This is a genomic window from Nonomuraea guangzhouensis (assembly GCF_019396345.1).
GTDB classification, from domain to species: Bacteria; Actinomycetota; Actinomycetes; order Streptosporangiales; family Streptosporangiaceae; genus Nonomuraea; species Nonomuraea guangzhouensis.
Genome location: NZ_JAHKRM010000044.1, coordinates 16,503 through 41,643, shown reverse-complemented (window position 1 = coordinate 41,643; position 25,141 = coordinate 16,503). Strand labels below are relative to the sequence as shown.

Below are 25,141 nucleotides of genomic sequence, written 5' to 3'. Positions count from 1 at the left end.
GAATGCCGTGGGCGGCGGGGTTTCGGGTGAGGTCGGTGGGACGGGAGTAGTGATCGTTGCTGTCAGACTTGAGGGGCTGCGCGAGAGAAGGAGGTATTTGTGAGGTTGCGGCCCTATGCCTGGCTGCCTTGGCCGTTTCGGTGGGTGGCTCGGATACTGACCGTGGTCCTCGTGCTCGCGCTGGTGCTGGCCGGTGTACTCGTCTACACCGTCCGGCGGTCGTTTCCCCAGGTGGACGGATCCATCCGCCTGCCCGGTTTAGCCGGGAATGTAGAGATTTATCGCGATAAAGCGGGAATCCCGCAGATTTACGCTGACAGCTCCGAAGACCTGTTCATGGCGCAGGGGTTCGTGCACGCGCAGGACCGGTTCTGGGAAATGGACTTCCGGCGGCATGTGACCTCCGGGCGGCTGTCGGAGCTGTTCGGCAAGGCGACGCTCGAGAACGACAAGGCCATCAGGACCATGGGCTGGCGCAAGGTGGCCGAGCAGGAGCTGCCCGAGCTGAGCGACCGTACCCGCCGCTACCTCGACGCGTACGCCAAGGGCGTGAACGCCTGGCTCCAGGCCAACCCCAACGCCTCCGACCGGAGCCTCGAATACTCGGTGCTCAAGGTGCAGAACGGCGCTTACCAGCCCGAGCCGTGGACCGCGGTCGACTCCGTGGCCTGGCTCAAGGCCATGGCGTGGGACCTGCGTTCCAACATGGAAGACGAGATCGACCGCGCCCTGGCGCTCACCAAGCTGCCGCGCGAGCGGGTCGAGCAGCTGTACCCGGAGTACCCGTACGACAGCCACGCGCCGATCGTCACCCAGGGCACGATCGCCGGCAACCGCTTCGACGAACGAGCCCGGCTGGGCGCACGCGGCACCACGAACCGCGGGACCACGAACCACGGCACCACGACCCGCGGCCAGAGCGTGACCGGCGCGCTCACCCAGGCCGCGAAGACGCTCGACGCGGTGCCCGGCACGATGAGCGCCGCGGACCGCGACGGCATCGGGTCGAACTCATGGGTGGTCTCGGGCGAGCACACGGCCAGCGGCAAGCCGCTGCTGGCGAACGACCCGCACCTGTCGGCGCAGATGCCGTCCGTCTGGTACCAGGTCGGGCTGCACTGCCGGAAGATCACCGAATCCTGCTCCTATGACGTGACGGGGTTCAGCTTCTCCGGCCTGCCCGGGGTGATCATCGGCCACACGGACAAGATCGCCTGGGGCTTCACCAACCTGGGGCCCGACGTGGCCGACCTGTTCCTGGAGCGGGTGAAGGGCGACACGTACCTGTACAAGGGCGAGTCGGTGAAGCTGGAGACCCGGCAGGAGAAGATCAAGGTGGCCGGCAGCGACACGGTCACCCTGAACGTCAGGAGCACCCGGCACGGCCCGCTCATCAACGAGGTGATCGGCGACGTCAAGCCGAGCGACGGCGCCAACGCGGTGGCCCTTCAGTGGACCGCCCTGACGCCCGGCAACACCGTCGACGCGATCTTCGCGATGAACGCGGCCACCGACTGGCCGGAGTTCCGCGCCGCGGCCTCGCTCTTCGACGTGCCCGCGCAGAACCTGGTGTACGCCGACACCGAGGGCCACATCGGCTACCAGGCGCCCGGCCGGATCCCCGTACGCGAGAAGGGCGACGGCACGTGGCCGGTGCCCGGCTGGACGGGCGAGTACGACTGGCGCACCGCCCCCATCCCCTACGACCAGTTGCCCTCCGTGGAGGATCCCCCCGACGGCTACATCGTGACGGCGAACAACGCCGTCATCGACCCCAAGCGCTACCGGCCGCTCCTGACCAAGGACTGGGCGTACGGCTACCGTTCCCAGCGCATCCTCGACCGGATCAAGGAGGAGATCGCGAAGGGCAAGGTCGACGCCGCGACCATGTCCAAGATCCAGCAGGACACCTACAACGGCCTGACCAAGGACGTGGTCCCGGCGCTGATGCGAGTGCCGCTGGCCGGGCCCGCCGTACAGGCCAGGAAACTGTTGCAGGACTGGGACGGCTCGCAGGGCGTCAACTCGACACCCGCGGCGTACTTCAACGCGGTCTGGCGGCACCTGCTCAAGCTGACGTTCGACGACGACCTGCCCGCCGGGGCCCGGCCGAGCGGCGGCGACCGGTGGTACGAGGTGATCAAGCGCCTGCTTGACGCCCCCGACGACCCGTTCTGGGACGACACCACCACCAAGGACCGTACCGAGACCCGCGACGACATCATCCAGCAGGCGCTGGGCGCGGCCTACCAGGAGGTGGCCGACCGGCTCGGCACCGACCTGACGGCCTGGCGCTGGGGCGATCTGCACCAGCTCACGCTCACCAACGGCTCGCTGGGCACCTCGGGCATCGCGCCCATCGAGGCCCTTTTCAACCGGGGGCCGTTCGAGGTGCCGGGCAGCAAGGACGCGCCGAACGCCACCGGGTGGAACGTGCAGCGCGACTACACGGTCACGTCGGTGCCGTCCATGCGGATGGTGGTCGATCTGGGGGATCTGGACAAGTCAGGGTGGATCAACCTGACGGGGGCTTCGGGGCACGCGTTCCACGACAACTACTGGGACCAGGCGCCGGTGTGGGCGAAGGGGGAGCTGCTGCCGATGTACTCGAAGCCGTCGACCGTCCAGAAGGCCGCCGTCCACACCCTGCGCCTCACGCCCTGACCTGCTTGACTACGACCACGGGCGTACGTGGATTCAAGACCGTGGGCTGACGCCGAGGACCCCTTCCCCGCGTCAGCATGGCGGCATGACTCGCCTCTGGTACTTGATCGGACTGCTCCTGGTCGTGTCCGGGCTCGTCCATCTGGGCGTGCTCGTGGTCGACGGCGGCCCGTGGGACGGCCCTGTGTCGTGGCGCAAGCCGTTCACGTTCGGGGTCTCGTTCGGGCTGAGCGTGCTCTCGCTCACCTGGGTGTCGCAGTTCGTCCGGCTACGCCGTCGCGACGTGCTGCTGGGCATCTTCGCCGTAGCGTCGGTCGTGGAGGTCGCGCTCATCACCGTGCAGGCGTGGCGCGGCGTGCCCTCGCACTTCAACATGTCCACCGACGTGGATTCACTCATTGCCAGGACACTGGCCGCCGGCGGCTTCGCGCTGATCGCCGTCGTGGTCCTCATGACGATCTCCGCCTTCCGCCGCGACCCCGCGGCTCCGGACAGCATGCGGCTGGCCGTTCAGGCCGGGTTCGGCACGTTCCTGGCCGCGATGGCCTTCGGGGGCATCATGATCGCCCGTGGGGTGATCGAGGTCATGACCGGCTCCCAGCAGCTCGCCTACACGGTGGCCGGTTCGCTCAAGCCCGCCCACGCCATCCTCATGCACGGTGTGCTGCTCCTGCCCGCCCTGGCCTGGCTCCTGTCCCGCACCCAGCCGTCCGAGCAGATCCGCCTGCGTGTCGTACGGCTGGCGATCTGGACCTACATCACCGTCTCCGCGGTCGTCTCGGGCCTGGCCCTCTTCGGCTTAACCGTCGTCAGCCCGTCCACCGCCTCGGTGCTCTGCGCGGGCGCGATCTCCGGCCTGGCCATCGGCGCCCTGACCCTGGGCACGCTCCTCCCCCGCACCCCGCAGCTATGAAAGAAAGGAACGGGACTCCCCGATCGCGAGGTCCCACAGGCCCTCCCGGGGCAGCCCCTGGGCACGCCAGGCCGCTCGTGCGCTCTCGATCGGTGCGAGCAGCGGCTCCCCCGACAGCACGAACGTGCCCCAGTGCATGGTGGCCATCCGTGGCGCCCCCACGTCCAGGCAGCCCCGCACCGCCTCCTCCGGGTTGACGTGCGCGGCCTTCATGAACCAGTGCGGCTCGTACGCCCCCACCGGCATGAGGGCCAGATCTAACCCGCCGAACCGCTCCCCGATCTGCGCCAGCCGGTCCCCATAGCCGGTGTCACCCGCGAAGTAGACCGACCCGTCGATCACCCATCCGCCCCAGAGCGTCTTGCAGGTGTCCCAGACCGTGCGCCGGCTCCAGTGGTGGGCGGGCACGAAGTCGAACGTGACGTCCCCGACCGACGTGGACCCCCACCAGTCCAGCTCCGTCACCCGGGTGAAGCCGCGCCGGCCGAACCACGGCTTCAGCCGGGCGGGCACCAGGATCGGCGTGTCCCTGGGCAGCTTGCGCATGGTGGGCGCGTCCAGGTGGTCGTAGTGGTTGTGGCTGATCACCACGGCGTCGATCCTCGGCAGGTCGCTCCAGGCGACACCCGGAGGCGTCAGCCGCTGCCGTACACCGGGGATCCTGCGCGACCACACCGGATCGGTCAGGATCGTCATTCCGTTGATCTGCAGCACGAATGTGGAGTGCCCCACCCAGGTGACCATGGTCTCGCCGGTGGCGGCCCGAGGGAGACCGCCGTTGCGCAGCACCGGGATCTGGTCGGCGTCGCCGATGTCCGGACGGAACGCGCCGTGCCAGGTGACGCTCAGCAGCTCGCGAAACTCGGGAAGGGGCGCGGTGAGGCGGTCTTTGAAGCTGTCCGGCCAGCGGGGGACATCGATCGTCTGCGTCATGCGCGCCCTCTGCCCTGTGTAGCGGATCAGTCACCCGGACCGATCGCCACCTGCGCCCCTTCTCCACCACAGGGGTGCGTGCGGGTACCCGCCGTCGTCCAGCCCGGCCAGCCGCTCGAAGACGTTGTACGAGGCCTGATGCCCGCAGACCAGTACGGAGACGAGCATGGCCACCAGATACAGCGGCAGCATCGGCAGACCCGCGCAGCAGGCCCACTGGGTGGCATGCCGGCCCTCGTGCAGGATGAGCTGGTCGTCGAGCGAGTCGCGCCTGGTCAGCACGACGTTCCCGACGGTGAAGGCCCCGGCGATGGGGAAGCGATAGCGGTAGCCGAACGCCAGGACGAGGCCGTTGGGCCCGTGCTGCCTGGAGGCACCGCCCACGACGGAGATCAGCAGACCGAGCGGGGTGGTGAGATTGATGTAGTTCACCACCCGCCGGAACCGGTAGCGCTTGTTCATGCGTCTCAGCGTCTTCGGCTCTCTGTGTTTACCTGAGTAAAGCGGACATCAGCGTAGTCTCGTCGCTTGCCGGCCGAGGCCGGGTAGCGATCTGGTGGAAGCCGATGCCGCGTCCGTCCGGCGAGCCGGGCGGACCGTGGTGGAGAACCGCGTTGTCGGGGCCTGACTCCGCATTCCTGGAGGGAGTGCGGCTCTTGGGCCACCGCCCCGCCGGACGCTGTCCCATCGGTGCGGACACCGACGGGGGCGGGGACCGGACGCCACTCAGGCACCCGGCCATTACCTAACATTACCATCTGATTACCTTCAGTCGCAGCCGATCAGCTCAGAGAAACGCGCCATAGTTCTTCGGACAACCACCGGTTCAGACCCTTGACCAATCTTGACAAGACGGAATAATGATCCGGGTCCTGAAATCTCCCCAAGAGCAGGATTATGAGATTCACCATCGTGGGTGCGCTGGTCGGCACCATGGCCTTGGCCGGAGTCGGCGGAGTCGCGATCACCCAGACATCAGCGTCAGATCCCCTCAACTCAACTGGCCCTCCTCTCCGCGTCGAAGTGGCGTTACCCGCCACCACCCCGACGACGACTCCCACTCCTAAAGTCGGGAAGTACACCGCGAAGACGAAGGTCGTCAAGAAGAAGGGCGTCTCGTATCTGGATGTATCCATCAAGTACGACGGTGCGGCCCGGTTCAGCGTGAAGCAGAAGGTCTGCAAGTCCAAGTCGTGCAAGACGACGGCCGCAGACCTCCCCGTGACCACCGGCGCCGGCCAGAGCAGCAAGAAGATCGGTAAAGGCAGCTACAAGGTCAAGGGCAAACCCAGCATCAAGGTCAAGGTCCTGCCCTGGCCCACACGCACCGTGACAGCCTCCCCGGCGGCGACGGCCACAGCCACGGCGACGGTCACCGCCGACTCCAGCAATTCGGCGACCGATACGGCGACCGCGACAGTGACCCAAACGGCCACGGCGACCACCACGGTCACCCAGGCGGCAACGGTCACGGTCACCCAAACCGCCCCGGCGGCGACGGTCACCGCCACGGTCACCTTCACCTGCCAACCGAGCACCGGAGCGCCGGAGCCGGTGGCTCCCACCGCGGACCCATCAACCTCACCGACCACGTCGACCACGGAAACTCTAGAGCCCACCCCGACCCCGACACCGACGGCAACCGTGACGGACACCCTCGTTCAGACGCCGGCGGACACAGTGGCACCGACCGAATCCTCCGTGGCGGCGGTCCCCACCTGCCCAGCACCGTCTGCGACGCCGCCGGAGACCGCCACGGTGACAGGAACACCGACACCGACGGTCACGACCCCGACTGCCGAGGCGCAGTAACCGCGACCCCGCCGACCCGGCTCCCCCTCCGGCGCCGGGTCGGCGGCCCACACCGCGCTCCATCGGCACCGGCCTGCGAATGACCACGGCCGGGGTCAAGAACGCGCACGTCACGGCGCTCAGCCGGCTCCGCCGGAGGAGCGTGTCCCTGGACAGAGCCCGGCCATGTATGGCGGGTGGGGTTCACCGGGCTGGCCGTACAAGATGCTCATAAAGTCTTGTAGCCGCCCTGATGGTAAAGAAGCGGACGGCCATCGACCACCCCGCCCAGGGCCGTCACTCCACCCACCACGATCGAGTGGTCACCGCCCTCATGGACAGCGGTCGTACGCGCCTCCAGGGTCGCCAGGGCGTCGGTGAACAGCGCAACGCCCGACTCGCCCCGATCGTGGGCCCACCGATCCAGCTGCCCGTCGAGCTCCCGCCCCCGATGCGCGAAGAACCGCGACGCGTCCTCCATGGACGCCGGCAGCACCGACACCCCCCACACCCCCGCCTCCAGCACGGCGTCGTGGAACCGGGCCACCTTCTCCGCGCAGAACAGCACGAGCAGCGGATCCAGTGAGACGGACGTGAACGAGTTCACGGTCATCGCGTGATCGATCCCGTCGAGCCTGGTCGTGACGATCGCGACTCCGGTGGCGAACCGGCCGACCACCTCGCGGTAGGTATCCCGCCCGACATGCCGCTCTGTGGAACCATGGTGCACGATCGCTACTTTATGCCGCTACGTCGGGTTCCTTGGCTGCTGCCCGTGCAGCAACCACGAGCCGCTGTTCGACGAGGGCGTCAGGAAGAAGGCCACGATCACCGCCGCCATGCTCCCGTAGAGGTAGATGTACCCGGCGGGAGTGCCGGAGATCACCAGGTCGCCCTGCGAGAGCTTGAGCGAGAACGGCATCGACACCAGCAGCCAGCCGAGCGCCGTCACCGACACCCCGAGGCGCGCACCCATGAGCTTGCCCGCCCCTACGCAGACGACGAAGAGCGCGAGCAACCAGCCGATCGCCGAGCTCGGGATCATCCCGACGAACGGGACAGGGCCGACGTGCCACGCCGCCTGCGTGAACCCGCCCACGATGCCCATGACCAGCCCCAGCACGAACAGCATGCCGTAGGCGGCTCCACCCAGCGCCGACTCGGCCTGGCTGCGTTGCTCCATGAAGCACGAGGTTAGTGGATGCCCGCGAAGAGATCATTCTCGCGGTGGTGCGGGGCTCCTATGCCGCCCGACTCGATCGGCGCGCCGGGCATCGCGTGGCCGGGCGTTCCGATCGTCAGGATGTAGTGTTCGACGCCCAGCGCTTCCTGGCCGATGTTGTTCGACAGCGCGAACCAGGGGTCGTCGACGCTGATCTGCGTGGCGTGCGCGCGCATGGCGTCCAGCTTGTTGCCGACCCACGGCCGCGCGTCGATCTCCGTGGTGATCACGTCGTCGGGGCTGCCGAACGGCATGTCGTCGACGTCCTCGACGAGAAAGTCGACGTCGGCCGCGCGCAGCGCCTCGGCCGCGCGGCGCATCACCGATTTGGCGACGGCCGTGTGGTAGAACTTCGTGATCCGCCACGGCTCTCCCTCGCCGAAGCGCGGGTCGGAGGCGAGCTCGTACGCCCGCCGCGAAACGCGGTGTGCCTGGATGTGGTCGGGATGCCCGTAAAAGCCGTTGTCGTCGTACGTGACGAGGACCTGGGGCCGTACCTCGCGGATGACCTTGACCAGCTCACCCGCCGCCTCGTCGAGGTCGGCCTGCCAGAACGCGGTGGGCCGGTCGTTGGAGGCGACGCCCATCATGCCCGAATCGCGCCAACGGCCCGGCACGCCGAGGAATCGGTGGTCCTCGACGCCGAGCGCCTCGCAGGCCGCCGCGAGTTCGGCGATGCGATGTCGGCCCAGTGTGTCGTCGCGGTCGGCGGCCAGGTGCGCGAGCTCCTGGGGGATGACCTCCCCCTCCTCGCCGAGCGTGCAGGTCACGAGCGTGACGTGCGCGCCCTCCGCCGCGTACTTGGCCATCGTCGCGCCGGTGCCGATCGACTCGTCGTCAGGGTGGGCATGCACGAGCAGCAGCCGTCGGTCAGTCATGAGTTCGAGCGTACTGGCAGGATTAGGGCATGAGTGAGAGCTTCCCTCGCCTGTCGGCCAGGACCCGCAGGTTCACCCTCGGAGTGCCCAGGGGCTTCACGATCTCCCCCGACGGCGGCAAGGTCGTTTTTTTGCGCACGAAGTCCGGCACCGACCCGGTGACGTGCCTGTGGGAGCTCGACACCGAGACGCACGTCGAGCGCCTCGTGGTCGACCCGCGCACGCTCGACGCCGACGACGGCGACCTCCCGCCCGAGGAACGCGCCCGGCGCGAGCGCAGCCGCGAGCAGGCGGGCGGCGTGGTCGGCTACACCGCCGACTCCACCGTGTCCAGGGCCGCCTTCGCGCTGTCCGGCAGCCTGTACGTCACCGACCTGCCCGGCGGCGACACGCGGCGGCTGGAGACGCCGGGCGCGGTCATCGACCCCCGCATCTCCCCCGACGGGCAGCACGTCGCCTACGTCAGCGCGGGCGCCCTGCGGGTGCAGGACCTCGTGACGGGTGCCGACCGCGCCCTCGCGGAGCCCGAGTCGGAGACCGTCACGTACGGGCTGGCCGAGTTCATCGCCGCCGAGGAGATGGATCGGATGCGCGGCCACTGGTGGTCGCCGTCGAGCGATGCGCTCCTGGTCGAACGTGCCGACGAGGCGCCGGTCCACACCTGGCACATCGCCGACCCGGCCAACCCGGACCGGCCCCCGGTGGCTCAGCGTTATCCGGCCGCCGGCACGCCCAACGCGGTGACGGAGCTGTTCGTGCTCGGCCTCGACGGGTCGCGGGTGGCGGTGCCGTACGAGGACGAATACCTCACGACGGCCGCCTGGAGCTCCCACGCGCTGTCGATCGTCACCATGTCGCGTGATCAGAAGCGGCTGCGCCTGTTCACGGTCGACCCGGGGACCGGCGTGTCCACGCTGGTCCGCGAGGACACCGATCCGGCGTGGGTCGACATCGTCACCGGTGTGCCCGCCCACCTCGACGACGGCTCGCTGGTCTGGGTGGCCGCCGCCGACGGCGGCAACCGGCTGTTCGTGGGCGACCGCGCCGTGACCCCGCCCACCCTGCAGGTACGCGCGGTGCTCGACGTCGACCATGACAGCGTGCTGTTCAGCGCGAGCGGCGACCCCACCGAGATCCAGCTGTGGACCTGGGACGGCCACTCGCTGCTGCCCGTGTCGACCCGTTCCGGCGTGTTCTCTGGGCGGATGTCCGGCGGCGTCGGCGTACTGACCGAGCAGAGCCTCGACGCCGAGGGCGTGTCCACCACTGTCGTACGGCGTGACGGCATGGCGATCCCGATCCCGTCGATGGCCGAACCCCCCGGCCTCGACCTCCGTGTCTCGCTCGGCCGTTCCGGCCGCCGCGAGCTCTCCACCGCCGTGGTGCTGCCTTCCTGGCACGAGCAAGGCTCCCGGAAGCTCCCGGTCCTGATGGACCCGTACGGCGGGCCGCACGCGCAGCGGGTGCTCAACCGTCGCGGCGGCTACCTGGAGAGCCAGTGGTTCGCCGAGCAGGGCTTCGCCGTCATCGTGGCCGACGGCCGCGGCACCCCCGGCAGGGGCCCCGCCTTCGAACGCGCCGTGCGGAACGACCTGGCCACCCCCGCCCTGGAGGACCAGATCGACGCCCTGCAGGGGGTGGCCGAGCAGTATCCCGACGACCTCGACCTGACGAAGGTGGCCATCAGGGGCTGGTCGTTCGGCGGCTTCCTGGCGGCGCTGGCCGTACTGCGCAGGCCCGACGTGTTCCACGCCGCGGTGGCGGGGGCGCCCGTGACGGACTGGCGGTTGTACGACACGTGTTACACCGAGCGGTACCTGGGGCATCCGGACGAGCAGCCCGATGTGTACGACAACTCCTCGCTCTTCGGTGACGCGGCCAAGCTGGAGCGGCCGTTGCTGCTGATCCATGGGCTCGCCGACGACAACGTCGTGGCCGCGCACACGCTGCGCCTGTCGTCCGCGCTCCTGGCGGCCGGGCGCCAGCACAGTGTGCTCCCGTTGTCCGGCGTCACCCATATGACGCCGCAGGAGGTGGTGGCGGAGAACCTGCTGCTGCTGCAGGTCGAGTTCTTGAAGCGGTCCCTGGGCGCGTGACACGGCTTCACCCACCGCGACGGCGGCTCCTTGGATCCTCGGGCGAGTGACACGACGTTCACCCACCGACCGGGAGCCGCCTGGACCCTCAGGCGGGCGGCGCGACCTTCGCCCACCGACCCAGAACCACCCGGACATCCAGGCGGGCGACGCGACCTTAGCCCACACATCAGGACAAACCGTGAGCTGACTCCCCGCGCGGTGGATGTCATCAGCCCGTGGCATGACATGCCACGGGCTGATCTGCCTCCCCGCAGACCAGCCCGTGGTCCGATGTGGCCGAACCCCCCTTCGCGGGATCGTCGTGCCCATGTTCAAACCCGTCGTCCTCTCCCTCGCCCTCACACTCCTCACCTCCGGCCTCCAAACGCAGCAGGCGGCGCCTGCCCTCGCCGCGCGGCAATCGCCCACCCTCACCTGGGCCGCCTGTCCAAACGACAAGGTCGGGATGACGTGTGCCGACCTCCAGGTCCCCGCCGACTGGCAGAAACCCGACGGCCGCAAGATCACCCTCAAACTGGGCCGGCTGAAGGCCACCGGCACGTCCTCCGAAGGATCGGTCCTGATCGCCTACGGCGGCCCGGGCGGCCCGGGCATCGCCTTGACCCAGACCTACGCGGACCTCTGGGCCAAGCTCCGCGAACGGATGGACATCGTCACCTGGGACACCCGCGGCTACGGCGAGCAGTTCGGCGGCCTCAGCACCGGTCTGGCCTGCACCTGGACCCGCGTCCCACTGCCGGACTTCCCTGAAGACGACGCCGACTTCGGGCGACTGTCCGACACCAACCGCGGCTACGCCGAAGCCTGCCGCAACAAGGACCCCGAGCTGTTCGCCAACATGAGCTCGGCCGACAACGCCAGAGACATGGAGGCCATCAGGAAGGCCCTGGGCGAGGCCAAGCTCAACTTCTACGGCGCCTCCTACGCCGGGATCTACGCACAGGACTACGCCCGGCTCTTCCCCGGCCAGGTGCGCACCATGGTGCTCGACGGCACGATCAGCCACAGCGGCGCCGACTGGACCGCCGACATGGCCGACATGGCCAAAGACAACGAGACGTCCTTCACCCGCTTCTCCACCTGGTGCGCCGGTGCCGGCAAATGCCAGGAAGTGCCCGCCCAGTGGCGCGGCCTGGTGGCCAAGGCCGACCGCTCCCCGATCCCCGCCAAGTCGGCCGGCATCGCCTACACGGGCCGCGACCTGCAATCCCTCGCCCTAGGGTTCGCCCAGCAGGGCCCCGACGGCTACCCCAAACTGGCGACCGCCATCCGCAAGGCCGTGCAGGGTGACGCCTCCGGCTTCGTCCCCGCCCGCGGCTCCCGCTACCCCGACCAGTCAACGGGCGTCACCGAATGCACCGACTGGCCGCGCCCAGCCAGCCGCGCCGAGCTCAACAAGACGATCGCCCGACTCCGCAAGATCGCCCCCAACGCGGGCACGGCCAACACACTGACGACGGGCACGCTCGGCTGCATCGGCTGGCCGGTATCCGTGACCAACCCGCCCGCACCCCTCCCCAAGGGCCTGCCGCCGATGCTCGGCGCGGGTGCCTGGCGCGAGTCGGACGCGGTCGCCCGCATCCTCACCCAGGTCCCAGGCAGCGCCACCATCCACCACGACGGGCCGGGACACACGCTCTACGCCTTCAACGAATGCGCCCGCACCCACATCATCCGCTACTTCACGGACCGCACCCTGCCATCTGAATCGACAAAGTGCTGACCTCTGGAAACCCTCTCCACCCACGGTCGCAGTGCCGGCCGCCTCACCTACGGGTCAGGAGCGAGTGACAACCGGAGCAGCGCACCAACCGCTCCACAAGGCCGCGTACGAGCCACTCTCACTCGCTCCTCCCCCGCCCGTAGTCACTGAGCGAGTGGCAACAGGGACCCACGCCAGCTACTCCACAGGGCCGTGTACGAACCACCCACCGGGTCAGGAGCGAGTGACAACCGGAGCACCATGCCAACTACTCCACAAGGCCGCGTACGAGCCGCCCTCGGCGACCAGTTCGTCGTGCGACCCCAGCTCGCTGATCCGCCCATCCTCCACCACCGCGACCCGGTCCGCGTCGTGCGCCGTGTAGAGGCGGTGGGCGATGGCGATCACTGTGCGCCCGTCGAGCACCGCCGCCAGCGACCGCTCCAGGTGCCGGGCCGCGCGAGGGTCGATGAGCGAGGTGGCCTCGTCCAGCACCAGCGTGTGCGGGTCCGCCAGCACCAGGCGGGCCAGCGCCAGCTGCTGGGCCTGGGCGGGAGAAATGGCCAGCCCGCCGGACCCGACGAACGTGTCGAGCCCGTCGGGCAGGGCGAGCACCCAGTCGAGCGAATCGACCGCGGCGAGCGCCGTGCGCACGGCGGTGTCGTCGGCGTCCGGGCGGGCGATCAACAGGTTGTCGCGGAGGGTGCCCTTGAAGATGTGGTGCTCTTGGGTGACCAGCGCGACGTGACCGCGCAGGTCGTCGATGGGCAGCTCGACCAGGGGCACGCCGCCCACCGACACCGAGCCGGTGCGCGGGCCGTGGATGCCGGCCAGCAGCCTGCCCAGCGTCGACTTGCCCGCGCCGGAGGGGCCGACCATGGCCAGCCGCTCCCCCGGCCGGACGGTCAGCGACACGCCGTGCAGCACGTCGCGGCCCTCGCGATAGGCGTAGCGGACGTCGTCGGCCTCCAGCAGTTCGCCCGCGGGCTGCGCGGTGGAGGCCGTCCGGTCGTCGGGCACGTTCGCCACGCCGAGCAGCCGGGCCATGGCGGCGCCGCCCACCTGCAACTCGTCGATCCACATGAGAAACCGGTCGAGCGGGTCGATGAGCTGCTGCGCGTACAGGGTGGCGGCGGTGACCTGGGCCAGCGAGACCCAGCCGTTGGTGTAGAACAGGCCGCCGACCAGCAACGTCGAGACGACCGGGATCACATAGCCGAGCTCGACCATGGGAAACCAGACCGTGCGCAGCCCCAGCGTGTAGCGTTCGGCGGCCCACGAGCCGCCGATGTCACGCGCGGTCCGCGCCTCGCGCCGCCGCTGGAGGCCGAGCGCCTCCACGGCTCTGGCGCCCTCGACGGTCTCGGCCAACCCCTCGGTCATCTCCGCGTAGGCGGCGTTCTCGCGCAGGTAACCGTCGCGGGCCCGGTTGAGATACCAGCGGGTGGAGATCCAGAGCAGCGGCGCCGCGATCAGCATCGGCAGCATGAGCAGCGGGCTGACCAGCACCACCGCGCCCAAAGTGATCGCGAAGGTGACGATCGCGATCAGCGTCTCGGGCACGGCGTGCCGGACGGTCCGGGAGAGGGAGTCGACGTCTCGGGAGGTCCTGGTGATCAGGTCGCCCGAGCCGGCCCGCTCGACCGTCGACAGCGGCAGGCCGAGCACCCGGTCGACGAAGTCCTCGCGCAGTTCGGCGAGGACCTTCTCGCCGAGCTTGGCCGAGGCGAGCACCGCGTAACGCACCAGCGCGCCCTGCCCGAACAGGAAGACTCCGATGCCGGCAGCAACGAGCAGCACATTGACGTGGCCACCGTCCTGGACGTTCTGCACCAGTTTGCCGAGCTGCCAGGGCACGGCCAGCCCGACGATCGCCGCGAGCCCGTGCAGGGCCAGGGCGATGGCGAGCCGGCGCGGATACTTGAGCGTCAGCCGCCTGGCGTACGCGCGCACCTGTTTCTGGTCGGCGACCGGCAGGATCTCGCGGGCCATCGTCAGTCCTCCCCTCTCGTCACGGTCGCGGTGTATTCCGGCGAGGTCGCCAGCAGGTCGCGGTGCGTGCCTTCGGCGAGCACCCTGCCGTTCTCGACGTAGATCACGTGATCGGTGCGGTCGAGCACCAGCGGACTGGTCGTGCAGACCAGGGTGGTCCTGCCGGCGCGGGCCTTGGCCAGCCGCTCGCCGATGCGGGCCTCGCTGTGCGCGTCGACGGCGCTGGTCGGCTCGACCAGGATGAGCACCTCTGGATCGGCGAGCAGCGCCCTGACCAGCCGCAGGCGTTGCTGCTGCCCGCCGGAGAACTCCCGGCCCGCCTCGGCCACCAAGGCGTCCAGCCCCTCGGGCAGGGCTTCGATGATGTCCTCGGCGCAGGCGACGTACAGCGCCTGCTGAACCTGCTCGTGAGAGGAGCCGCCACGGACGTCGAGCTCGTCGCGGAGCCTGCCGGCGAACAGGCGGGCGGCGTTGTCGGCGACCAGGATGCGCCTACGGACCTCGGCCATCGGCAGCGCCGCCAGCTCGGCCCCGCCGAAGGTCACGTCGCCGTCGGAGTAACGGCCCAGCCGGTCGGCGATGGCGATGGCGTCCTCCGGCGCACTGGCCGCGATCGCGGTCAGGACGCCCGGCTGTACGGTGACGCCGCTGTAGGAGTCGCGCAGCACGCCGCCCTCGCTGGTGCCGGTGCCCCCCGACACCTCGGGCTCGATGGACAGGATGCGCACTACGCGGCGGGCCGCGACGTGACCCTTGGTCAGCTTGTCGGCGACCTCGGTGAGCGTGCGCATCGGGCCGATCAGGAAGACCGCGTAGCCGTAGAAGGCGACGAGCTGTCCCGTGGTGATGTCGCCGCCGATCGCGAACGACGCGCCGATCCCGGTGACGACCGCGATGAGCACTCCGGGCAGCAGGATCTGCGCGCCTTCGAGCAGCGACTCGACCTTCGACACATTGACGCCCGCGTGCCGTACCCGCTGGGACTCTTCGCGGTAGCGGGCGGCGAACACCTGCTCGCCGCCGATGCCGCGCAGCACCCGCAGGCCCGCCACGATGTCGGCCGACCGGGTGGACAGCTCGCCAGTCAGATCGCGCTGGACCTTCTGCCGCTTGTGCAGCGGCCTGAGCAGGGGCCCGACCGCGACGGCCATCAGCGGCACACCGAACATCACCAGCAGGCCCAGCGGCAGCGAGGTGGAGATGAGGATCACGGTGACCGCGATGATCGCCACGACGGAGCCGGTGCCGCGCAGCAGAACGTCCATCGAGTTGCCGATGTGGGCGATGTCGGAGTTGCCCACGCTGACGACCTCACCGGTCGACACCCGCTTGGGCAGCGTGGCGCCGAGCCGGGCGGCCTGCCTGGTGGTGACCTGTACGGTGCGGTAGGCGGCGGCCAGCCAGTTGTAGACCGCCATCCGGTGCCGCATGATCCCGGTGAACGCCTGCATCAGGCCGAGCCCGAACATGATCGCCGACCAGACCAACAGCGCCTGGGTGTCCTTGGCCGTGACGGCGTCGATGCCGTTGCCGAGCACGGCGGGGACCAGCGCCTGCACCAGCCACCAGACGGTGGCGAAGCCGATGCCCGTCAGCAGTGACGGCGTCTGCATGCGCGCGTTCCACCACAGGTACCGGAGCGGACTGCGGATGTCGGGCATGCCGGGATCGGCTTCAGGAAGGGAGCGCATAGCCCAACAAGGTTGACAAGGCACCTGCTGACCCGGCAAACCATTTTCCGACTGTGAACCCCGCCAACGCCCGCCGACCAGGCCCACCGAGTCCCGGTCATCCTTGACACACCCAGACTCCACGCGTACGACCTGACCACGGTGAACCCATGTCCAGCCCGAGCTCGCCGGATCATCCTCCAGAAGCTCAGGAGCCGACACCCCCTCCACCGCAATCGCAGCATTCCGCCGCATCACCCGCCTTCGCCCCGCCCCGCCCGTCGCCCTCCGGCCGCGATCCCCGGTTCCTGTTCCCGGTGGGATCACCTGGCCCCACTTCGGGCAGGATCGCCCGCCCCGGATCGCCCGCCTCCACTTCGGACGGATCGCCCGCCCGACCCGCCACGGATCGCCCTCCCCGGTACACCACAGATCGCCTGCCACCACCTCGGTCGGGACCGGCGATTCCGCCTCGGGCGGGATGGCCATCTCGTCTCCTCCCGGGCTCGATCGACCCTCTTATCCCGAGGTCGACCAGCCCCTCCATTCGGGATCGGAGCGTTCCGGGGAGGTGATCCACTACCCGATCACTCGTTCGGACGGATCCTCCCCAAATGCCGCAGCCCGAGACACGCCGAAGCGCTTTACAGGGCGCATGTTCGTATCGGGATGACACTTCGTAGTGCTTTCGCCGTTCAGCCGCCCGGTGCCTGCGGTTTCCGCGCCGTTCTACGGCGGGCCCGGTCTTACACCGTGTATCGAGCGTGGCTCAGGTGATTCCGAGGATCTCTGCGGTGCGCCAGAATCGGTCCCTGTGAAGCACGGGTACACCAACAGCACGGTCGGCGACGACACATGGGTCGTAAAGTGTTACGAGGGGCCTGACGCGGCGATCCGCCTCAGGACCGAGAGCAGGTTCCTGCGCCGGTTGCGCGGGCGGCTGCCTGTGCCCGCCATACACAAGGTGACCCCCACGAGCGTGACCACCCGCTACGTACGCGGCGCGCACGGCCAGGACCTGCTTGACGAAGGCCGGGTGATCGAGGTTTTCGCCGAGTGCGGGCGGACGCTCGCCCGCATCCACCGGCTGGGGATCGTGCACGGCGACTACGGGCCGCAGAACCTGCTGTTCGACCCGGCCACGTTCGAGACGGCGGCGATCCTCGACTGGGAATGGGCGCACCCGGGCGAGCCGATCGAGGACCTCGCGTGGTGCGAGTGGATCGTGCGCATGCACCACCCGGAACACGTACCGCGTCTGCCGTCCTTCTTCGACGCGTACGGCGGGCCGGTGCCGTCCTGGCCGGACCGCCAAGCGGCCATGCTGGCCCGCTGCCGTGCCCTGCTCGACTTCACCGGCCGCTGGGAGCCGGGCGGCGACGGCGAGAAGCTGTGGCGTGAGCGCCTCGACATCACCGCCTCCTGGAGCGCCTGACCCGAGTCTGGATGTCAGGGCAGCAGCTGCAGGCGCCAGTCGTTGCAGCGCATCGGATGACCGGCCGGGTATTCGAAGTCGACTTCCCCGACGAACGTGAACCCGGCCTTGCGGCAGATCGCATTGGACGCCGGATGCCCCACGGACGGGTAGGCGTGCAGGTGCCTGTTCCTGCCCTCCGCCCGAGCCTTGGTCGCCACCGCGATGGCGGCGGCCGTCGCGATGCCCCGCCCCTGAAACTCCGGCAACACCCCCCAGCCCGTCTCATACACGGTCTCGCCCTGCCATTCCCGCTCCCAGTAGCCGATCGAGCCGGCCGACTCCAGCTCAGGCTCGACGACCACGCTGAACATGGCACCCAGGCCCGGAGAGTCCAGCTTGAGATAGCGCTCGTGCCGCGCGACCACCTGGTCCTCGGTTTCGGGACCGCCCAGGTGCTCGGTCATCTCGGGGTCGTTGAGGCGGCGCAGTAGCTCGAGGTCACCCTGCGACCAGGGCTCAAGCCGGACAAAAGGTATCTCCATCTCGCGGATAGTACTCAACGAGGCTGACAATCACGGTGCTGCTCGTTGCGCGCGCACCTTGCCACGCTCGGACCTACCTTGCCAGCGACCACGCAGCGTTCGGATTCACCCTGCATCGGGAGGAGGGGGTGTAACAACAACGGCTCTGTCGGAGATTCACCTAGACGCACCCGGCCGCCCCCGCCCCCAGGCCGCGAGACCTGGAAACCCGTCATCGCACCCTTCGACAACGGGAATCCCGTGACTACCTCTCGGCGGGGCTTTTGGTGTGCATGGCGAGGAGCGAACAGTGCGGCAGTTGTCACGAATTCTGCGGATCGTGGTGGCCGCGGCGGGGACGGTCGCAGTCGGAGTGGCGGTCAACCAGATCCTGAACGGCGGAACGTGGAACTGGTGGGCGCTGGGCGCCTCAGCGGGGCTCGCGATAACAGCGGAAGGGATGAACCGGTGGCTGGCTCACCGGGAGGCGGCGGGGAGCGGTTCGGCTCCGTCATCGACGATGCAGCCCGGTTCTCGGGTGGCCTGGTCGGTCAACGTAGCGGGGAATGTGTCAGGGATCATCGTGTCTGGCGACAACGCCACGATCACTCAGACGCATCAGACGGTGCTACCACCCCCCACCCCAATCGCCGCCATCGATGCCCCCGCCGGGTTGGGGAACCTGCCGCTGGCCGCAGGCGAGTTTGTCGGCCGTGAGGAAATCCTCGCCCAGCTGGATTCGGCGGTGGGTGGGGACGAGCCGGTGGTGGTGGCCGCGGTGCAGGGACTGGGCGGGATCGGCAAGTCCACTCTGGCCGCACGATATGCCGCCCTGCACCATGACAGGTTTCATCCGGTGTGGTGGATCACCGCAGACAGCCCCGCCGCGCTGGAGGCCGGGCTCGCCGCCCTGATCACCGCGCTGGATCCTCGGGACGCTGAAGGCGTGGATCTGGAGGCCCGGGCCGAACGCGCGACCGTGTGGCTGGCCACCCACTCGGGATGGCTGCTGATCCTGGACAACGTCACCCGCCCGCAGGACATCGCTCCGCTGCTAGGGCGGGTGAGGTCCGGACGGGTAGTGGTGACCAGCCGGCTCCGTCAAGGCTGGCAACGGATCGGCGCCCGGGTCCTGCATCTGGACGTCCTGTCCGAAGACGAAGCCGTCGATCTGTTGACCAGGCTCGCCCAACCCGAGAATCCCGACCACGACGTCTGGCCGGGTGCCCTCGACCTCGTGCGGGAACTGGGTTTCCTGCCGCTGGCGATCGACCAGGTCGGCGCCTACCTCCACCAGACCGCCCTGACCCCAGCCGCCTACCTCACTCTGCTACGCGCCCAGCCAGAAGTCTTCTTCGACCAAGCCGCCGAAGGCACCGACAGCGACCGGACTATCACCCGGATCTGGCGGATCACCCTCAACCAGCTCACTGACTCCTCCCCGCTCCCTGGCGATCTGCTGCGGATCCTGGCATGGATGGCGCCCGAGGCCATCCCCCGTACCCTCCTCGACGCCCTCACCAGTCCACGCCCCGGCACTCCTCGCCACCGGTGGTGGCAGCGCACGCACCACGGCTGGGGGACACGGCCTCTCACCGATCAGGCCGGGCTCACGCATGCCCTTGGCCTGCTGGCCGCTTACAACATGATCACCCTCAGTAGCAAGACGATCAGCGTGCACCGACTCGTCCAAGCCGTCGCCCGCACCCCCGACACCTCCACCTCCCGCAGTATCGCCGACCTCCACCGCCAGCCCGACCAGATCGCCACCGCACGCGACACCGCCACCGAACTCCTCCGGCTCGCCCTACCCTTCGATCTCGAATACCCCGACGCCTGGCCCACCGCCCAAAAACTCTTACCCCACGTCACCGCCCTCACTGACCACGCAACCCCCATCACCGACACCATCACGATCAACCCGCTTCTCTACCGCGTCGGTAACTTCCTGCGCGGACAGGGCGCACTCCAGCAGGCCATCACCTACCTGCAACGCTCTGTAACCCTCTCAGAGCGTCTCCACGGCCCCGATCATCCCAACACCCTGGCCTCCCGCAACGACCTCGCCCACACCTACCAGTGGGCGGGGGATTTGGACCGCGCCATCCCCCTGCTCAATGCAACGCTCGCCGACTGTGAGCGGGTGCTGGGCCCAGACCATCACAACACCCTGCAGACTCGTAGCAACCTCGCCAACGCCTACCGGGAGGTGGGTGATTTCGACCGGGCCATCCCCCTGCTGGAGACGACTCTCGCCCACCAGGAGCGGCTGCTGGGCGCCAACCATCCCGACACCCTGAACTCCCGCAACAACCTCGCCATCGGCTACAAGGCTGCGGGGGATCGGGAGCGCGCCACCTCCCTGATGGCGGCGACGCTCGCCGACAGCGAGCGGGCGCTGGGCACAGACAACCCCCACACTCTGTCCTTCCGCAACAACCTAGCCCTCGACCACCTGGAGGCGGGTGATCTCGACCGCGCCATCCCCCTGCTGGAGACGACTCTCGTCGCCCGGGAGTGGCTGCTGGGCACCAACCACCCCGACACCCTGAACTCCCGCAACAACCTCGCCCGCGCCTACCAGGAGGCGGGTGATCTCGATCGCGCCATCCCCCTGTACGAAGCCACGCTCGCCGCCTCCGAGCGAACACTGGGCGCAGACCACAGCTTCACCACTGCGGTGCGTGCGAGGCTGACAGCTGTTCGGCCGAACTGAGAACCAGGCGTTCAGCTTCGCTGTTGAGCAATGGCTGAAAGGAACACCCGAAACACGAGGCCGCACGGCCGACGGCACCAAGCAACATCGAGTACGTCTCCGGCAGACATGAGACCATGCCCGTCATCTAGGAAAGAACTCGACCTCAATGGCTTCTACCGTCGATCCCGTTATCGCGACGCATCGGGAGAAGCATGAGTACCGAGATCCGCCCATTTAAGATCGACATCGTCCAGGCAGAGCTGGATGACCTGAACGAGCGACTGGATCTCATCCGGTGGCCCCAGCAGTTGCCCGGCGAAGGATGGAGCCGTGGTGTTCCCACCGCGTCCCTACGAGAACTTGCCGGCTACTGGCGCAACGAGTACGACTGGCGCCGACACGAGGCGCGGCTGAACGAGTTTCCGCAGTTCATGACCGAGATCGACGGTCAGGACATCCATTTCCTCCACATACGCTCGGCCGACCCCGCCGCTCTGCCACTCATCCTCACGCATGGCTGGCCGAACTCGTTCGTGGAGTTCGCCGAGCTCATCGACCGCCTCACCGATCCCCGTAACGGCCAGACCTTCCACGTCGTCGTGCCCTCTGTGCCAGGCTTCGGATTCTCCGCGCCGCCGCGCGGGACCGGCTGGACCGCGACACGCGTGGCGCGGATCTGGGCAGAGCTGATGGGCCGCCTAGGTTACGAGCGGTATGGCACGCAAGGCGGGGATTTCGGAGCGTATGTCGCTCCAGAGGTGGCCAAGGTTGCCCCGGACCATGTCGTCGGCGTCTATGTCATCGCCGGTCTTGGCTTCCCCACCGAGAAGGATCTTCCGGAGATGACGGAGGAGGAGCAGGCCGCCTTCGCCCTTCTGATGGAACAGGACTGGGTGAACGGGGTCGACCACCATGCGCTGCTGCGTACGGCCCCGCAGACCTTCGCCTACGGGTGGAACGACTCCCCGCTCGCGGCACTGGCCTGGATGACCCAGAAGTTCCACGAGTTCAACGCCTCCGGCCGGCCCCTGGAGCAGGCGATCGACCGGGACCTGTTCCTGACCAACGTGAGCCTGTACTGGTTCACCGGGACGTTCGGAACGTCGGCCTGGCCGTACTACGACAGCAGCGGTTTCGGCTGGCCGGAAGGGCAGACTGTCGCGCCGACCGGCGTTTACAGCGGACCGCCCGGCATCCGCCGGTTTGCGGAACGCCACAACACCATCATCCACTGGCCGACGGACAACCCTGCCGGTCACCATTTCATCGCCATGGACCAACCAGATCACTTTGCCGCTGACATCCGTACCTTCTTCGCGAAACTCCGCTGACCGTCGGTGACCGGGCGCCTCGTCCTCCCTGGACGAGGCGGCCTGACGCGCTTGCAACGTAAGTCGGAACAGGTCCGCAGTCGATCCTGGCCCAGTTCACAGGGTTGCGCCGGAACGGACCGATTCGGACTCACCCTGTCAGCTGACCGTCCGGTCAGTGCGGAATTCTCTGGTGCCAGCGGGGTCGCCGTACTGTCAGGATCGAAGTATGTCCCGCGATCTTCGGCACACCTTCGACAGTGCGGCCAGTTCCTATCAGGACGCACGCCCCGACTACCCGGTCGAGCTGTACGCCGACCTGCTCGCCATCACGGCGATCACGCCACCCGCGCACCTGCTCGAAATCGGATGCGGTCCGGGGAAAGCCACGCTGCCATTGGCACGGATGGGCTTCCGGATCACCGCGATCGAACTCGGCGCCGCCCTGGCGGCGGAGGCCCGGCACCGCCTCGCCGCATTCGCCGACGCTTCGGTGATCACGTCGTCATTCGAAGACTGGGAGCCGCCGACTGGGGCCCGCTTCGATCTCGCCTACGCGGCCACGGCGTGGAAATGGGTGGACCCGGCGGTCAAGTACGCGAAAGCCGCCAAGCTCCTCACGCCGGGCGGCCACCTGGCCGTGTGGGACGCCGACCACGCGATGCCGGCCGACTTCGACCCGTTCTTCACCGAGATCCAGCAGGTGTACGAGGAGATCGGCGAAGGCCATGACGGCCCGTGGCCAGGGCCGACGCCTGAGGAGCTGCCCAACCCCGTCGCCGCCGAGTTCGATGCCTCTGGGCATTTCACGGTGGTCGGGACGAGGCTCTACGTATGGGCTCAGCGCTATACGGCGGACGAATACATCGCCCTGCTCGACACGTTCTCCGGCCACATCGCCATGGAACCGGCCAAGAACGAACACCTCTACCAGGAGATACGCCGCCGCCTCGCCGAACGCCCGGACGGACGACTCACCCGCCACTGGTCGGTCGTCCTCACCGTCGGCCGACGCCTTTGACTTGGAGAGCGTTCTGCAGGTCTAGGCAGTACGACAATGCGCCGGATCTTGTCGTTCTCTCCTCAGAAACCGCACATTCTCCTGCTTGGCTCAGGTCATGACGACTATCGCGTACCTTGACCAACTCGCCGCCAGCGCGCCGGGCCGCGCGTACAAGCGGGATCTGCTGGCCATGATGGACCTGCGGCCCGGCCAGACCGCGCTCGACATCGGTTGCGGGCCCGGCACCGACCTGGCCGACCTCTCCGACGGGGTCGCCTCTTCCGGTACGGTGATCGGCCTTGATCATGATCCGGCCATGGTGGAACAGGCCCGGGTACGGCTCGCCGGCCGTACCAACGTCGAGATCCGCGTCGGCGACGCCCAAGCGATGCCACTCGCCAACGGCAGCGTCGACCGGGCTCGCACGGACCGGATGCTGCAGCATGTGCCGGATCCGGGGAGAGTGGTGGCGGAGTTCCGGCGCGTGGCCCGACCGGGCGCCGTCATCGCCATGGCCGAACCCGACTGGCACGGCCTGCTGATCGACTCACCGGCAGGTCAGGGCCTCGTTCGGTACATCACCACTGAGGTGATCCGGAACCCGGCCATCGGCCGCAGCCTCGTCCGCCTCGCCGAACAGGCCGGGCTGACGGTGCGGACCGCGGTGGTGTTCAGCCCGGTGATCCGGGACCTGGAGACGGCCGAACAGCTCTTCGGCCTCCGCCGGACCCTCTCCAGGGCTGTGGACGCGGGCTACCTGGATCCCGCCGACGTCGGCTCGGCACCGTTCGTGGTCAGTTGCACGCTGTTCATGGTGGTGGCCGACGCCCCTTGACGACGCCCGCCTTTGGCGTCCGACTCCACCAACACCCTCCCAACAACACCCCAGGGGCGGCACCCCTTCGGCGACTTCTGTCCACGACCAGACCGCTACCCGGCCTTTGCGATGAGCAGCCGGACCGGACAGGCAGGCCGAACCGAGCGGGCAGACCGGACGGGCTGGACGAGGGCCGCCGGACGAGCGCCGGACCGAACCGGAAGCGCGAGTGGCCGGACGGACGGGACGAGGGCTGCCGGATGGAGCCGGCAAGAACCGGTGGCCAGACTGTGCAGGGGCCGGACGGGGCCCGAACTCCCGGGCTGAGCGGCCGACCGACCCGGGCCAGTGGCCGATCCCGGCAAGTCGTACACGCAGGAGGTCGGGTGAGGTCTGCTGGACCCACCGCGCACCGCCCCGATCGGTCGCGTACGTCGCGATCAGCGGCGGGTCGACAGGGGCAGTGTCCAGGCGAAGAGCGGCACCGCGACGGCCGCGGTGGCCACGTGCATCACCATTAGCGCGACCACGCCGAGTGCGGTGGTGTTCGGTTGCATGGCGGTGAAGAACATCGCGATGTCGGGCAGCAGCGAGACGGCCACGACGATTGGCACCAGCAGGCGCAGCACGGTAGCGGGCTGGCGCGACCACCGCCGTACCGCAGCCCAGCCGGCGGCGCCGGCCAGCACGCCGACCACGGTCAGGGAGATGTAGCTGGATGCCTGGAGCGGTGGGAAGCCGTCGGATGCGCCGGCCGCCAGGGCCAGTACCGCGATGACGGCATTCACGACGAGGGCCGCGAGGACGGCCGCGGCCAGGCCTCCGGCGATCCGGCCGGCGCTGGCAGAGGGGACGGCATCGGTTTCGGCGGCATGCGACATGGGGGCTCCTTCGCTCGATGTGCTTGAGCCTTCAAGAACATCACTAAAGGTAGCCACGTTGTATTTGAAGCGTCAAGGACCGTGTCGGCCGAAGGGCGTGCTCACGCCAGGTCGTCCCGGCCACACCTGATCTTCTTGAGGATCGCGGAGCAGATCTCCTCGAGCTGGCCGAGTTGCTCCGGGGTGAGCACCTCGAAGACCATCGACCGCACCGCCTCCACGTGACCGGGGGCGCTGGCGGCGAGTTTGTCGTACCCCGCGTCAGTGAGCACCGCGACGTATCCGCGGCCGTCATCTGCCGTGCGCTCCCTGCGAACCCATCCCTGCCGTTCGAGCCTGGCGACCACGTGCGACAGCCGCGACTGCGAACCGTTGACGAGGGCCGCCAGCTCACTCATGCGCATCGCCCGCTGTGGCTTCTCCGACAGGGCGACCATGACCCCGTAGCCGAAGTGGGTCAGGTCGCAGTCGCGCTGCAATTGACCGTCGAGCTCCCCGGGCAGGCAGGTGAGTACTCCCACAAAACGTCGCCATACCTGCTGCTCGCGCTGGGTCAACCACTGGACGTCCGTCATCCGACCACAATACGCACTGCTTGAAGTTACAAGCAGTGGTGGGTGTGCGAGTGGC

At 68.6% G+C, this 25,141-nt stretch carries 20 protein-coding genes; 10 read left to right on the top strand and 10 right to left on the bottom strand.

Annotated elements, in window-relative coordinates:
* Window positions 1-99 precede the first annotated feature (99 nt).
* Both KME78_RS55430 and KME78_RS55425 read left to right on the top strand, forming a co-directional pair.
* Window positions 100-2,664: a penicillin acylase family protein gene (locus KME78_RS55430; RefSeq protein WP_219538126.1), complete on the top strand. Its 2,565-nt coding sequence runs from the start codon at window positions 100-102 to the stop codon at window positions 2,662-2,664.
* Between the two features lie 85 nt (window positions 2,665-2,749).
* The gene (locus KME78_RS55425; RefSeq protein WP_219538125.1) at window positions 2,750-3,577 is read left to right on the top strand and encodes a hypothetical protein; all 828 of its coding nucleotides are present in this window, start codon (window positions 2,750-2,752) and stop codon (window positions 3,575-3,577) included.
* Here the strand turns inward: KME78_RS55425 and KME78_RS55420 are convergent.
* Together KME78_RS55420 and KME78_RS55415 are read right to left on the bottom strand one after the other, a co-directional pair.
* Entirely contained in the window at window positions 3,572-4,510 is a 939-nt protein-coding gene (locus KME78_RS55420; RefSeq protein ID WP_219538124.1) for an MBL fold metallo-hydrolase, read from the bottom strand. The genes KME78_RS55425 and KME78_RS55420 overlap by 6 nt on opposite strands.
* A 30-nt stretch (window positions 4,511-4,540) precedes the next feature.
* The gene (locus KME78_RS55415) at window positions 4,541-4,972 is read right to left on the bottom strand and encodes a hypothetical protein (RefSeq protein WP_219538123.1); all 432 of its coding nucleotides are present in this window, start codon (window positions 4,970-4,972) and stop codon (window positions 4,541-4,543) included.
* A 435-nt stretch (window positions 4,973-5,407) separates the two neighbouring features.
* Between KME78_RS55415 and KME78_RS55410 the strand changes: the two genes are divergently transcribed.
* Window positions 5,408-6,322: a hypothetical protein gene (locus tag KME78_RS55410; protein ID WP_219538122.1), complete on the top strand. Its 915-nt coding sequence runs from the start codon at window positions 5,408-5,410 to the stop codon at window positions 6,320-6,322.
* Window positions 6,323-6,530: 208 nt separating this feature from the next.
* Here the strand turns inward: KME78_RS55410 and KME78_RS55405 are convergent, their stop codons facing one another.
* The 3 genes from KME78_RS55405 to mshB are packed head-to-tail and all read right to left on the bottom strand — an operon-like array spanning window position 6,531 to window position 8,401.
* Window positions 6,531-7,031 carry a flavin reductase family protein gene (locus KME78_RS55405; RefSeq protein WP_219538121.1) on the bottom strand — a complete coding sequence of 167 codons (501 nt, stop codon included), beginning with the start codon at window positions 7,029-7,031 and terminating at the stop codon, window positions 6,531-6,533.
* Window positions 7,032-7,049: 18 nt separating this feature from the next.
* The gene (locus KME78_RS55400; RefSeq protein ID WP_219538120.1) at window positions 7,050-7,484 is read right to left on the bottom strand and encodes a DUF6113 family protein; all 435 of its coding nucleotides are present in this window, start codon (window positions 7,482-7,484) and stop codon (window positions 7,050-7,052) included.
* 11 nt (window positions 7,485-7,495) lie between these two features.
* Window positions 7,496-8,401, bottom strand: coding sequence for an N-acetyl-1-D-myo-inositol-2-amino-2-deoxy-alpha-D-glucopyranoside deacetylase (gene mshB, locus KME78_RS55395; RefSeq protein WP_219538119.1), 906 nt, complete (start codon window positions 8,399-8,401; stop codon window positions 7,496-7,498).
* Between the two features lie 29 nt (window positions 8,402-8,430).
* Here mshB and KME78_RS55390 point away from each other — a divergent pair, with 29 nt between their 5' ends.
* Both KME78_RS55390 and KME78_RS55385 read left to right on the top strand, forming a co-directional pair.
* Window positions 8,431-10,497: a S9 family peptidase gene (locus KME78_RS55390; protein ID WP_219538118.1), complete on the top strand. Its 2,067-nt coding sequence runs from the start codon at window positions 8,431-8,433 to the stop codon at window positions 10,495-10,497.
* A 310-nt stretch (window positions 10,498-10,807) separates the two neighbouring features.
* On the top strand, window positions 10,808-12,223 hold the full coding sequence (locus KME78_RS55385; RefSeq protein WP_219538117.1) for an alpha/beta fold hydrolase: 1,416 nt from the start codon (window positions 10,808-10,810) through the stop codon (window positions 12,221-12,223).
* 213 nt (window positions 12,224-12,436) lie between these two features.
* Here KME78_RS55385 and KME78_RS55380 read toward each other — a convergent pair whose 3' ends face one another.
* Both KME78_RS55380 and KME78_RS55375 read right to left on the bottom strand, forming a co-directional pair.
* Window positions 12,437-14,194, bottom strand: coding sequence for an ABC transporter ATP-binding protein (locus KME78_RS55380; RefSeq protein WP_219538116.1), 1,758 nt, complete (start codon window positions 14,192-14,194; stop codon window positions 12,437-12,439).
* Window positions 14,195-14,196: 2 nt separating this feature from the next.
* Window positions 14,197-15,885 carry an ABC transporter ATP-binding protein gene (locus KME78_RS55375; RefSeq protein ID WP_246654573.1) on the bottom strand — a complete coding sequence of 563 codons (1,689 nt, stop codon included), beginning with the start codon at window positions 15,883-15,885 and terminating at the stop codon, window positions 14,197-14,199.
* A gap of 793 nt (window positions 15,886-16,678) precedes the next feature.
* On the opposite strand from KME78_RS55375, the gene KME78_RS55370 reads away from it, so the two are divergent.
* Entirely contained in the window at window positions 16,679-17,299 is a 621-nt protein-coding gene (locus KME78_RS55370) for a phosphotransferase (protein ID WP_219538115.1), read from the top strand.
* Between the two features lie 14 nt (window positions 17,300-17,313).
* Here the strand turns inward: KME78_RS55370 and KME78_RS55365 are convergent, their stop codons facing one another.
* Window positions 17,314-17,823 (bottom strand): GNAT family N-acetyltransferase, encoded by a 510-nt coding sequence (locus KME78_RS55365; RefSeq protein ID WP_246654572.1) that lies wholly within the window; start codon window positions 17,821-17,823, stop codon window positions 17,314-17,316.
* Between the two features lie 298 nt (window positions 17,824-18,121).
* Between KME78_RS55365 and KME78_RS55360 the strand changes: the two genes are divergently transcribed.
* The 4 genes from KME78_RS55360 (at window position 18,122) to KME78_RS55345 (ending at window position 23,648) form a co-directional block, all read left to right on the top strand.
* A complete protein-coding gene (locus KME78_RS55360; protein ID WP_219538114.1) occupies window positions 18,122-20,518 on the top strand; it encodes a tetratricopeptide repeat protein in 2,397 nt (798 codons plus the stop codon).
* Window positions 20,519-20,712: 194 nt separating this feature from the next.
* On the top strand, window positions 20,713-21,831 hold the full coding sequence (locus KME78_RS55355; RefSeq protein WP_219538113.1) for an epoxide hydrolase family protein: 1,119 nt from the start codon (window positions 20,713-20,715) through the stop codon (window positions 21,829-21,831).
* A 208-nt stretch (window positions 21,832-22,039) separates the two neighbouring features.
* Entirely contained in the window at window positions 22,040-22,831 is a 792-nt protein-coding gene (locus KME78_RS55350; protein WP_219538112.1) for a class I SAM-dependent methyltransferase, read from the top strand.
* A gap of 97 nt (window positions 22,832-22,928) precedes the next feature.
* Entirely contained in the window at window positions 22,929-23,648 is a 720-nt protein-coding gene (locus KME78_RS55345) for a methyltransferase domain-containing protein (RefSeq protein ID WP_219538111.1), read from the top strand.
* A 422-nt stretch (window positions 23,649-24,070) separates the two neighbouring features.
* On the opposite strand, the gene KME78_RS55340 is transcribed toward KME78_RS55345, so the two are convergent.
* Both KME78_RS55340 and KME78_RS55335 read right to left on the bottom strand, forming a co-directional pair.
* Complete coding sequence (locus KME78_RS55340; protein ID WP_219538110.1) at window positions 24,071-24,511, bottom strand: DUF6069 family protein; 441 nt, start codon at window positions 24,509-24,511, stop codon at window positions 24,071-24,073.
* Window positions 24,512-24,612: 101 nt separating this feature from the next.
* Entirely contained in the window at window positions 24,613-25,086 is a 474-nt protein-coding gene (locus KME78_RS55335; protein WP_219538109.1) for a MarR family winged helix-turn-helix transcriptional regulator, read from the bottom strand.
* Between the last annotated feature and the right edge of the window lie 55 nt (window positions 25,087-25,141).